Genomic DNA, 12,136 nt, shown 5'->3' with positions numbered 1-12,136 from the left:
AATTATCATCAAAAAACATTGTATATTTTCATTTAAAATAAAAAAAAGACAGTTTACATACTGTCTTTTTTACAAGAAGGAAACAAACGGTTTATCACTGTTTTTCTCTTTTATAATAACGGCCTCAATTTTACTCTCGGACTTGATCTGTAATTGTACTTTCGCATCTTTAGGCAATTTGTCCAACATACCTTGCGCAGCCAATTGGGTAAGAGCCATTAATTCTGTTTTACCGTTATATTTAATAACAATATTCATATTTAATGTATCCATTTGATCTTTCTTATAAGAAACTTTTGCGTTGACTGGAATAAAATCTCCAGTAGAAAAACCTTTTATTTCCTTAGCAAAGTTAGTTATTTTTGTATTATCTTCTCCATGTGCTTGTGTAAATTCATCAGAAGGATATGAATACGACTTTTCATCAATTGTACTCCAATTTCCAAGGTTCGTATCATTCTTTTGAACAGTAGCACTAGCAATATACGTACCATTTTTTAAAGAACTTGTACTTTCTTGCTTAAAGATAGCAAACGTAATTGGAGATTTGTTATATTTATCATTTTTGTTAATAGCTTCAATAAGTTGTTTAGCAACTTCAGACCCTTTAGACATAGCTTCTTCATTCGATACACTTGAAGACATAGCTAAGCCAATCATAACACCAGATAAACTTAATTCATTTGAATTCTGTTTTCCGAAATAGTCTTGTTCTATAATATTCGTCAAAACTGGCGCTTCTACTTTCGCAACTAGTTCATCAACTAGTTTCTCTGGAATATACTGATTTAATTGCAGTACGTGGCTCTCTGTATCAAATTGCTGCGTTGCAATATTTATTAAACCATTTTCATACTCTGCTAAATCTAATTTAGAATTTGTTTTTATATTAGCTGTATTAATAACCTTTTGTTCTTTTAAAGGAATAACAGTTCTATAATAATCTTTAGAAACAGCAGTTCTCGGAATCATACTTTTTTCTTTTGTATCTTTTTGTATAACTTCATCCTTCTTACTAATCGTATTACTATTGTTACTACAAGCTCCCAGTAATAAACTTACGACTGCGAAGGATAATGCCATTTTCTTCATTACTTAAAACCTACTTTCAACAATCTAGTTATTTAGTTTGAACTATTAATAGTGTACCATTAAATATATTTCAACAAAAACAAAAAAAAGAAGCAAGCACCTTTAGCTTGCTTCTTTTTACTTTATATTCTCTTCTAAAGCATCTTTTTTAATATTCCAATGAGATGTATTCCATACTACCATCCCATCTTTTATGTATAGCACTTGCGGTGATTCATGTCTAATACTGTATTGTTCTGCAACACGATTTGACACATCTCTTGCATCTTGTACGTATAAGTAATACGCTGGCACTTCTCTTTCTTCACTGCAATACGCTTGAAATTCTGTGTATGCACCGTGACTAATCGGGCATGTCGTACTATGTTTAAAAAGAACATACGGCTCATTCTTTTCTACTAAGACTTCAAGCTCTTCAATTGTTTCAAGCTTTGTCATATTCATCACGATTCACCTCTCATACGAAATCTAGAGCGCTTCTCTTTCTTTTCAGCGTTTTTCTCAATTCTTTCTAATTTACGCTCTTCTTTTTCAACCTTCTTCTCTTGTCTCGACGCACGGTAATGATTGTATACTTCAATCGCCGCACTGCTCCACTGTACAACTTGCGCTACTTTATCAGCGTTATTTTCAATTTCGTCCGTTACAGAGTCTGATACATTACGAAGCTTCGTATTTAAAGATTGGATTGTCGTTCCAATCCCATCTACACCCGCTACCACTTTATTTAATGACTGTGACTTCTGTTGAATATCATCAGCTAACGCATTCGTTTTATGTAATAATTGCTCTGTCTCTACGCTAATTCCTTGCATTTGTTTTTCTAAACCTTCTAACGTGCTTGCAACGTTTTCTAACGTCTTCTGAACCGATAACAACGTTCTGCATACATACACTACTAATACTGCGAAAGCAACCGCGATAATAGCCGCACTTACATATAAAAGAACTTGCATTTCATCACTTCCTTTATCTTTTTCATACTTTCCCCTATTATACAATCATTTTCCGTTTCATTCTAATCCCTATCTCATCATTAGAATTTTCATACTTATTCGTTAACTGTAACATAAATCATTCAACAAATTCCACTAAGTAGGTTACAATAGGAGAGGATACATAATTAGTAGGGAGGCTTTACATATGAAAGATCCACGTATTGAAAAGTTAGCATACAATTTAATTAACTACTCTATCCGCTTACAAAAAGGTGAAAAAGTATTAATTGAAAACTTTGGCTTACAAAAAGAACTTGTAACTGCACTTGTAAAAGAAGCATATGCAGCTGGTGGTTTCCCATTCGTCTCTTTAAAAGATCATCAAGTAGATCGCTCTTTATTAATGGGTGCTACTGAAGAACATTTCGAACAAATCGCTGCATATGAAGCAAGCGTAATGAAAGACATGGACGCTTATATCGGTCTTCGCTCTGGCGATAATATTAATGAACAAGCTGACGTTCCAAGTGAGCGTATGAAAGTTCATGGCCAAACAGTTGGCAAAAAAGTTCATAGAGACATTCGCGTTCCAAAAACACGCTGGGTTGTTCTTCGCTACCCAAATGCTTCTATGGCACAGCTTGCTAAAATGAGTACAGAAGCTTTCGAAGACTTCTACTTTGAAGTATGTAACTTAGACTACGGTAAAATGGATAAGGCGATGGATAGCCTTGTTACATTAATGAATAAAACAGATAAAGTTCGTTTAACTGGTCCTGGAACTGACTTAACATTCTCTATTAAAGGCATTCCAGCAATTAAATGCTCAGGTCATTTAAACATTCCAGATGGTGAAGTATACTCTGCACCAGTTCGTGACTCTGTTAACGGTACAGTTTCTTACAACACACCATCTCCTTACAACGGTTATACATTTGAAAATGTACAACTTAAGTTCGAGAACGGCCAAATCGTTGAAGCAACTGCAAACGATTCAGAACGCATTAATAAAATCTTCGATACAGACGAAGGCGCACGCTACGTTGGTGAATTCGCAATCGGCGTAAACCCATACATCTTACATCCAATGGGAGACATCCTATTCGATGAAAAAATCGATGGCAGCTTCCACTTCACTCCTGGACAAGCTTACGACGATGCATGGAATGGTAACAACTCAAACATCCATTGGGACTTAGTATGCATCCAACGCCCTGAATACGGCGGCGGTGAAATTTACTTCGACGACGTACTAATCCGTAAAGACGGACGTTTCGTTGTACCTGAATTAGAAGCTTTAAACCCAGAGAACTTAAAATAATAAAAAACGCTCGGAATTATATCCGAGCGTTTTTTATTATCCTCACCCTATATTGATCTACTGTTCTTACTTTTTGTTTGCTGAAAATGAAAATAATATAAAAGCGCCACTGCGATAGTACCTATTAATATTGGTACATATAAAGGCAGACTCCATTTCATATTTACCCTAGTGCAAATAGCAAACACAAGCAAAATTTCCAAACAAAACAAAGGTTTTACATATTTCATTTCTTACCTACCATTTCTATTTTCACATGTGGATTTTCTTTCTCGATAAGCGCCAAAAATTCATTCATATTTTGCGGCATCGCAATTATATGTACTTTATATGCATTCGTCGTAATTTCAAGAGACTTTCCGACCTGACGTATAATTCTCACATCTTTTAATACAATATCATCATTTAAAATACCGTACTTTAATACGCCATTTTCTACTTTATGTTTTTTAATAAATACCTCCCAAACGAGTGGTACATTTACAATGAAGCATAAACCCATCCCAATCAACGCTGACATCCAATGCGCTTTATTAGTGAAAAGCATGACAATTGGATATATAAACATAAAAACTAACGTAAGACAAACAAAAATGACTACTGACTTACTTCTTTGAATTGGAAAGTTCATACCTACACCCCCTAATCCAAATTATACCACTTTTTCCATTTTGGTTCATAGAAAAAGGCCATTTCTAAATGACCTTTTACACAATGTACCTATAAAATTTCTTATCTACCTGTAACACTGGAAAATTTTTCGGCAACTGATCTATACTCACACTTTGAAAACCATTCTTTTCATAAAAACGATGTGCCGCTAAAAATTTTACTGTTGTTCCTAAGTAAATATCTTTCAATTTTTTATCCTTAGCCCATGAAATTGCTGTTTGAAGCAACATATGTGATGCGCCCCATTCTTTTCCGCGAAACTCTTTTTGTACGAACATTTTTCTTAGCGCTACTTGATGATTCTCAATATCTAATAAAGCTACTGTTCCAACTACTTTACCATCATAAATTGCTACCCAAAAGTTTCCGTGATCCTTTTGATAGAATGTTTCTATTTCAAGTAAATCAGGTTGCTCTTCTTTCGTAATGGGAACATTATACTCTTTTTGCTGAATATGAACGATAAGATCTACTACTTCCTCTTGAAACGTACTTTCATACGGAACAATACGAATTTTCTCGTTCATCGAATTTCTTTCCACTCTGAAGCTAATAAACTATATACAGCGACATCATGGAAATGATCATATAACCATTCTTCATCTCGTAAAATACCATCTAACTTAAACCCTAAACGCTCTGGAATAGCGCGACTTTTCACATTTTCAACACCGCATCGGATTTCCATTTTATTTAATTTTAAATTCTCAAATGCATATTGAAGCACAGCCTTCACGCTACGCGTCATAACGCCTTTTCCTCCAGCATCTTCTGCAAGGTAATACCCAAGACTCGCGGCTTTCTTCCCCCAGCTCACTGGATGAATACCTACCATCCCAACGAGCTTTCCTTTGTAACGTATACCACTTTCAAAACCGTCTCCCTCTGCAAACTTCTTTAACCACATCGGAAAAATCTCATCATAAGCATCAGCAGATTTTGTCCCCTCTACCCAAGGGAGCCATTTTCGTAAATGATTACGGTTTTGATCTAATAATTGATATAATTCCTCTTTATGATGTTTTTCTAGTAATTGTAGTTCGATTTCGTCATCTACTCGGAGTGTGAACATGTTTTTTAGTCCCCTTTTCAGTTTTCTTATTATTCTAACATTTTTAGGTGTAAAAAGTTAAATATTAACACTTTCTTTTGATTTTCTTTGTATAAAACCAGAAGAATACGATACTCCCGTAATAACTAATATCATTCCTACAGATTGTGCAGATGTTATATTGACTCCTTCAATAAAAGAAATAAGTATTGTAACAACAGGCACTAGATTAAAAAATAAAGATGTCCTTGCTGCACCAATTTGAGCAATTCCATTATTCCACCATAAGTAACCAAGCACACTCATTCCAATTGCCATAAAGAGAATTGCTCCCCATGCCAACAAAGGAATTTCTAAAACTGGTACTATACTTTTTTGTGTAGAAGATATGATAATAAAGGCAAGTGCACCAATAGTCATCGTATATGTCGTCGTTTGTATTGGATTACCAGTTTTAATAAACCGTCTGCCTAGCACGCCGTATAACGCCCAGCAAATATTCCCTAATAAAATATAAAAATCCCCTTTTGAAAATGATAAATGTTGTAGTATTGTAAACGAACCTTGTGTAAGTACAAAAACAACGCCAATTAGTGCAAGTAACATTCCAATAGCTTGGTGCTTCACAATTTTCTCTCGTAAAATGACACTTGCTAACAGCGTCGTAACGAGAGGATTTGTCGCCATAATAAGTGCACCATTAACAGCTTCTGTATATTTCATTCCTAAAAAGAAAAAGAAGTTAAAGCCGAATACACCAACAATACCTAGCAAAAGATAATAGGTCCTATTCTGCATCCATACTTCCAAATCAAAATCTTTTCGTATTTTTAACAAACATAACATCACAAATGCAGCAATCCCAAAACGCCATGCTGCTATATGAATTACGTCGAAATACTGCACCGCATATTTCGACGCATTAAATGTCCCACCAGTAAATATCGCAAAACCTAATAACTGCGTATATACTTTATTTTTCATTGCCGGCCTCCAAGTCCTTTTCTTCTAGAAAACCGTAATAAATTTCTAACTTCTCCTCCGTTAGCTGAACAACTTTTTGCAATTGTTCCTGCTGTTCTTTTAATCGCTCCAAGTGCGTTATTAAAATGGAAATTCTCTTTTTTACTTTCGCTGGTACTTCCTCTTTCTTCTGCCTAATTTCCTCTATAATGCACCCATCACTTGCAAACTCAGCCATCTCTTCTAATGACATCCCAGTTTGTTTTAATGAATATAAAAATTTTAATAAACGTACATCGCCTTCTGTATATTGACGAATACCACTATATCGCGTTGGTGGTGGTAATAAACCTAATTTCTCATAGTAGCGCAAAGTGTGAATGCCCATCCCTGTTAATTCTGCTACTTCACCGATTTTATACATGTTCTCTCCCCCTTGTTTTTACATTTTCATCTTACAACCTAGAGTTAGCTCTAGGTCAATACATAAATAAAAGTTGAACACAACAAAAAAGACGCACAGCCACCGCTATGCGTCTTTTCTATTATTTCTCTGCAACCTGAACTTCTTTTACGTAAGCTGCTTCGAATTTTTGGATGTCACCTGCGCCCATGAAAATTAGAACGCCGTTTTTATGTTTCTTTAATACATCCGTTGTTGTATCTGTAATTAATTCTGCACCGTCAATACGCTTTTGCAGATCTTCGATTGTTAATTCACCTTTGTTTTCACGTGCTGATCCGAAAATATCACATAAGTATACTTGGTCAGCTTTGCTTAAGCTTTCTGCGAACTCATCTAAGAACTTTTCTGTACGTGAGAATGTATGTGGCTGGAATACAGCGACAACTTCACGCTCTGGATGTTTTTGACGAGCAGCTTCAATCGTTGCATTAATTTCTGTCGGATGGTGTGCGTAGTCATCGATGATTACTTGCTCTCCCATCGGCTTTTCATTAAAGCGACGTTTTACGCCTTCAAAAGTTGTTAATTGATGTTTTACTGCTTCTACATCAACGTTTTCATAATGACAAAGCGCGATTACTGCTAATGCATTTAATACGCTATGGTTGCCGTATCCTGTAATTTTGAACGTGTCATAGTACGTATTACGAACGAATACATCGAATATCGTGCCATCTGTTCTCTTTTGAATGTTACGTGCTTGGAAATCATTATCTTCTCCAAATCCATAGAAAATAACAGGTACTTTCGCTTGAATTTTTTGAAGTTCTTCATCATCTCCACATGCAATAATGCCTTTTTTCACTTGCAATGCCATCTCTTGGAATGCACTGAATACATCATTGATGTCTGCAAAATAATCTGGATGATCAAAATCAATATTCGTCATAATTGCATAGTCTGGATTGTAAGACAAGAAATGACGACGATACTCACAAGCTTCAAATACAAAATACTTACTATTTTCTACCCCATGCCCTGTTCCATCTCCAATAAGGTAAGATGTCGGGTGTGCACCTTGCATTACATGGGCTAACAAACCTGTTGTTGATGTTTTTCCGTGTGCACCAGTTACAGCAACACTTGTGTATTGGCTCATCAGGTCACCTAAGAAATGATGGTAACGATGGACTGGGATGTTTAATTCTTTTGCTGCTACGATTTCTTCATGCGTATCAGGAAATGCATTTCCTGCAATAATCACTTGTCCTTCTTCTACATTATTCTTATCAAAAGGAAGGATCGAGATACTACGCTTTTCCAACGCTGTTTGTGTAAAGAAACGCTTTTCATAATCAGACCCTTGAACAGTATGCTTCATATCATGAAGAATTTGCGCTAATGAACTCATTCCTGTTCCTTTAATTCCTACAAAATGGTAAACTGTCATCTTAAAGAACCTCCAACATTTCGAACTAATACAACGGCCTATCTATAAGACAGTATATGAATCTTTTCTTATTTTGGTAATCATCATACATTTTTGATGTAGTGAAGTTATTCTTTCCCTTCACTTATCAGGATAAACTCGTACGTACTTCTTTATATGTCCATAACAAGTCCATTATAGCAAAAAAGAAGCCGCTATACTATGATAACAGAAAAACTGATAGGGTCAATCACCTATCAGTTTTTCTCTCTTTTACATATCTTCTCTTTTTTCTAATTGAACACGCTCTAAACGTGGGTTTGGACGATATTTACGACCAGCTTTTGCTTCTGGTTTCCCATTTAATTCTACATTATCACCAGTAAAGCCAATATTCATTTTTAACAAGCTACTTCCTACCCCGTATATGTCAACAGGTACCTTTTGAGCTTCAAATTCACGAATACGTTTTTCATCAAATCCACCAGTTACAACGATGTCTACATGCTGGAATCCTTCTTCATCAAGCGCCTTGCGAAGTGCAAATACGAGCGATGGGTTTACACCACGTGGATCGAATGTTCCAAGTACTTCTGGGTGGCGAATAAAGTATTGATCAATCATTGTGCGAGACGTATCTACACGCACACCTTTTAATGTTGATCCAAACTCACGCGCTACACGAAGTGCATCTGTAATAACATCATTATTGTAATCAATTAGTACAACTAATTCATCTTCTGGGAATTTCTTATGATATGCTTTTGCCGCTTCTACAACATCACCATTAAACATTTGAATTAATGCGTGAGGCATTGTTCCCATACCACTTCTGCCCCACCATTCATTCATCGCATGCGTCGCTTGTGCGCTCATACCTCCGATGTATGCTGCATAACCGTCACCAGCTTGTTGTGTATAATGATCGTCACGATCTCCCATGAAAATAACTGGTTTTTCTTTATCTACACTACGTGCAGCTTGGACAACATTATATACGTTTGTTGCAACCGATGTACGACGAGCTAAAATCCCATCAATAACACCTTCTAAAAATCCGAAATTCTCATAAGGACCATGAATTGTTAACACTGTTTCAAATGGACTAATTTTATCGCCATCTTTTAAAGAGTTAATTTCAAGTTCCTCAGGATTTTTAGCGAATGTTTGCAGCAATGCAATTACTTCATCCGTTCCGCAAAGAACTGCATTTTCCTTTTGGAAAAATTGCATCGTTACAACACTTTTCGGGCGAAATTCTTCGATGATTTCTCTAGTCTTTAAAAAGTAAACGGCAGAGAACCAACCTTCTCCAACACGTTCGTCAAATTTAAATGTTTTATTTGTTAGTCTATTTATTTCACCTTTTAATTTTAATTCAATTTCTTTCATGTCGCTTTACTCCCTACTTTACTATCCAACATTTTCTCTTAGTATACAGCAAAACCGTTTACTATACATTTGTTTCCTGCATAGCGGCAAATTCATCCTCAGAAATAAGGACATCTCTCGGTTTCGTTCCTCTACCTTCAGAAATAATTCCTTGCGATTCCATCTCTTCAATGAGACGTGCCGCGCGATTATAACCGATGCGGAATTTTCGCTGTACAGAAGATGTGGACGCTCCCCCTTGTTCTACAACAAATTGACATGCATCAAAGAACAATTCATCTTCCGACTCAGCTTGTTCTGTTTTCGCTAATAAATCCTCTTGCTTAAATAAGTAATTCGGCTTCATTTGCTTTCTCACATGATCAACTGTTTTTTCAATCTCATCATCCGATACATAGACACCTTGTATACGAACTGGCTTAGATGTACCGTTCCCTAAAAATAACATATCACCACGGCCAAGTAATTTCTCCGCGCCCCCAATATCGATAATCGTACGTGAATCAACTTGAGATGATACAGTAAACGCAATACGCGTTGGAATATTTGACTTAATTAAACCTGTAATAACATCTACAGATGGACGCTGCGTCGCTACTAATAAATGAATACCACAAGCACGTGCTTTTTGCGCAATACGACAAATCGCTTCCTCAACATCACCTGGTGCTACCATCATTAAATCAGCTAACTCGTCAATGACAATAACGATATAAGGTAATGTCTCTCCTGGAATTTCTCGCTCACTTACAATCGTATTGTAGCGAGTTAAATCACGAGCACCTGCGTGTGCAAACAATTCATAACGGCGTTCCATTTCCTCAACTGCCCATTTTAATGCAGCTGTTGCTGCTTTTACATCCGTAATAACAGGTGCTACAAGATGCGGAACAGAATTGTATGGTGCAAGCTCAACCATCTTCGGATCAATTAACATTAACTTCACTTCATGTGGTTTCGCTTTATATAAAATACTCGTTAAAATTGCGTTAATACACACACTTTTACCTGAACCCGTTGCACCCGCAATAAGTCCGTGCGGCATTTTTCGAATATCCGTTACAATTGGATCCCCTGAAATATCAAGTCCAAGCGCAACAGTAAGCGGTGATTCACTCTTTGTGAATACAGGACTTCTTAAAATTTCACGAAGAAATACTGGCTTACTTTCTTTATTTGGAACTTCAATCCCAATCGCACTCTTCCCTGGAATCGGCGCTTCAATACGAATATCTTTCGCAGCTAAACTTAACTTAATATCATCACTTAAATTTGTAATTTTATTTACTTTCACGCCTGGGTCTGGTTGCACTTCAAAACGAGTTACTGCTGGTCCTTGCGATACATTAATAACATGTGCTCCAACATGGAAATTATTAAACGTTGTATCTAATAATTCTTTCTGCTCTTCTAACCATTCTGTATTATCTAGCGCTGTTTGCTGTGGAATTGACAACAACGCTAATGGTGGAACAGTATATGTCGGTGGTGTGTGCAATACATTTCGCATATCGTTCTCTCTTTGATTTACAACATATGCCTTCTCTTTTACTTCCGTACTTGAAATTGGCTTTTGTACTTGCTCTACCACTACTTGCTGTATTGGTTGTTCTACTTGGGATTCTACTACTACTCGTTGTACTGGTTGCTCTTCCACTTGTGGCTCTACTACCACCTGTTGCATTGGTTGCTCTTCCACTTGTGACTCTACTACCACCTGTTGCATTGGTTGCTCTTCCACTTGTGGCTCTACTACCACCTGTTGCATTGGTTGCTCTTCCACTTGTGGCTCTACTACCTCTTGTTGCACTGGTTGTTCTTCCACTTGTGGCTCTACTACCTCTTGTTGCACTGGTTGTTCTTCCACTTGTGGCTCTACTACCTCTTGTTGCACTGGTTGTTCTTCCACTTGTGGCTCTACTACCTCTTGTTGCATTGGTTGTTCTTCCACTTGTGGTTCTGCTACCTCTTGTTGTACTGGCTTATTCTCTACTCGTACATTAGCAGAAGGCTGCATTGCATTTGCTCTAGCTGCATGTCTTTCCATTAATCGTGTTCTATCTTGTTTCAACATAACAACATTAAATGGTACATGACGCTTTTTCTCACGTTTTGGTTCTTCTTTTTTTACAACGGGTTGTTCTTCTGCGACCGGCACTTCTTCTTCAACTGATTGCTCTTCTACGACCGGTGCTTCTTCTACAACTCGTTTATTTTCTTCTGTTTCTGCAATTAAAACATTCGCAAAGCTTTGAACATCGTTCTTTGTCTGTTCATCAGCCTCAGCTACATGTATGAATTCACTGTTTTGTTCAATTACTTCATCTTCTTGCTGAATTTCCTCAAGTGCTACAAATGTCTCTACTACAGGCGCTTTTGTTTCTGCGATCACTTCTACTTCTTCTTGCTCTTCTGTTTCTGCAATTACTTCTACTTCTTCTTGCTCTTCTGTTTCTGCAATCACTTCTACTTCTTCTGACTCTTCCGTTTCTGCAATCACTTCTACTTCTTCTAGCTCTTCTGTTTCCGCAATTACTTCCACTTCTTCTGACTCTTCTGCTTCTGCGATTACTTCTACTTCTTCTAGCTCTTCTGTTTCTGCAATTACTTCCACTTCTTCTGATTCTTCTGTTTCCGCAATTACTTCCACTTCTTCTAGCTCTTCCGTTTCCACAATTACTTCTACTTCTTCTGACTCTTCCGTTTCTGCAATCACTTCTACTTCTTCTGACTCTTCCGTTTCTGCAATTACTTCCACTTCTTCTGATTCTTCTGTTTCTGCAATCACTTCTACTTCTTCTGTTTCTGCGATTACTTCCACTTCTTCTGATTCTTCTGTTTCTGCAATTACTTCTACTTCTTCTAGCTCTTC

13 protein-coding genes are annotated in these 12,136 nt (G+C 36.8%); 1 reads left to right on the top strand and 12 read right to left on the bottom strand.

Going from position 1 to position 12,136, the window contains the following annotated elements; translation table 11 throughout:
- Positions 1–69 precede the first annotated feature (69 nt).
- The 3 genes from H6481_RS12380 to H6481_RS12370 all read right to left on the bottom strand — a co-directional run bounded on the left by H6481_RS12380 (position 70) and on the right by H6481_RS12370 (position 2,048).
- Entirely contained in the window at positions 70–1,092 is a 1,023-nt protein-coding gene (locus H6481_RS12380) for a CamS family sex pheromone protein (RefSeq protein WP_000738029.1), read from the bottom strand.
- A 117-nt stretch (positions 1,093–1,209) separates the two neighbouring features.
- The gene (gene ytxJ / locus H6481_RS12375; protein ID WP_001057469.1) at positions 1,210–1,536 is read right to left on the bottom strand and encodes a bacillithiol system redox-active protein YtxJ; all 327 of its coding nucleotides are present in this window, start codon (positions 1,534–1,536) and stop codon (positions 1,210–1,212) included.
- Entirely contained in the window at positions 1,536–2,048 is a 513-nt protein-coding gene (locus H6481_RS12370) for a DUF948 domain-containing protein (RefSeq protein ID WP_001197721.1), read from the bottom strand. The genes ytxJ and H6481_RS12370 overlap by 1 nt, the downstream gene beginning before the upstream one ends.
- A gap of 187 nt (positions 2,049–2,235) precedes the next feature.
- On the opposite strand from H6481_RS12370, the gene H6481_RS12365 reads away from it, so the two are divergent.
- Positions 2,236–3,351 carry an aminopeptidase gene (locus H6481_RS12365; RefSeq protein ID WP_182811895.1) on the top strand — a complete coding sequence of 372 codons (1,116 nt, stop codon included), beginning with the start codon at positions 2,236–2,238 and terminating at the stop codon, positions 3,349–3,351.
- 47 nt (positions 3,352–3,398) lie between these two features.
- Here H6481_RS12365 and H6481_RS28805 read toward each other — a convergent pair whose 3' ends face one another.
- The 9 genes from H6481_RS28805 to H6481_RS12325 all read right to left on the bottom strand — a co-directional run.
- Positions 3,399–3,581, bottom strand: a complete 183-nt coding sequence (locus H6481_RS28805; protein ID WP_259347367.1) for a hypothetical protein — start codon at positions 3,579–3,581, stop codon at positions 3,399–3,401.
- Positions 3,578–3,982 (bottom strand): PH domain-containing protein, encoded by a 405-nt coding sequence (locus H6481_RS12360; protein ID WP_182811892.1) that lies wholly within the window; start codon positions 3,980–3,982, stop codon positions 3,578–3,580. Before H6481_RS12360 ends, H6481_RS28805 begins: the two co-directional genes overlap by 4 nt.
- Before the next feature lie 76 nt (positions 3,983–4,058).
- Complete coding sequence (locus H6481_RS12355; protein WP_182811889.1) at positions 4,059–4,550, bottom strand: GNAT family N-acetyltransferase; 492 nt, start codon at positions 4,548–4,550, stop codon at positions 4,059–4,061.
- Positions 4,547–5,095 carry a GNAT family protein gene (locus tag H6481_RS12350; RefSeq protein WP_182811887.1) on the bottom strand — a complete coding sequence of 183 codons (549 nt, stop codon included), beginning with the start codon at positions 5,093–5,095 and terminating at the stop codon, positions 4,547–4,549. Before H6481_RS12350 ends, H6481_RS12355 begins: the two co-directional genes overlap by 4 nt.
- Before the next feature lie 57 nt (positions 5,096–5,152).
- Entirely contained in the window at positions 5,153–6,058 is a 906-nt protein-coding gene (locus H6481_RS12345) for a DMT family transporter (RefSeq protein ID WP_182811884.1), read from the bottom strand.
- Entirely contained in the window at positions 6,048–6,461 is a 414-nt protein-coding gene (locus H6481_RS12340; RefSeq protein WP_182811881.1) for a MerR family transcriptional regulator, read from the bottom strand. Before H6481_RS12340 ends, H6481_RS12345 begins: the two co-directional genes overlap by 11 nt.
- Positions 6,462–6,582: 121 nt before the next feature.
- On the bottom strand, positions 6,583–7,893 hold the full coding sequence (murC, locus tag H6481_RS12335; RefSeq protein ID WP_000219469.1) for a UDP-N-acetylmuramate--L-alanine ligase: 1,311 nt from the start codon (positions 7,891–7,893) through the stop codon (positions 6,583–6,585).
- A gap of 252 nt (positions 7,894–8,145) precedes the next feature.
- Complete coding sequence (locus H6481_RS12330) at positions 8,146–9,264, bottom strand: nicotinate phosphoribosyltransferase (protein WP_000658372.1); 1,119 nt, start codon at positions 9,262–9,264, stop codon at positions 8,146–8,148.
- A 61-nt stretch (positions 9,265–9,325) separates the two neighbouring features.
- Positions 9,326–12,136 (bottom strand): DNA translocase FtsK (locus H6481_RS12325; protein ID WP_182811879.1); only part of this gene is annotated, 2,811 nt, incomplete at its 5' end.

It is taken from the genome of Bacillus sp. ME78 (genome assembly GCF_903970865.1).
GTDB lineage: Bacteria > Bacillota > Bacilli > Bacillales > Bacillaceae_G > Bacillus_A > Bacillus_A cereus.
This window is presented reverse-complemented; position numbering and strand designations above follow the sequence as displayed.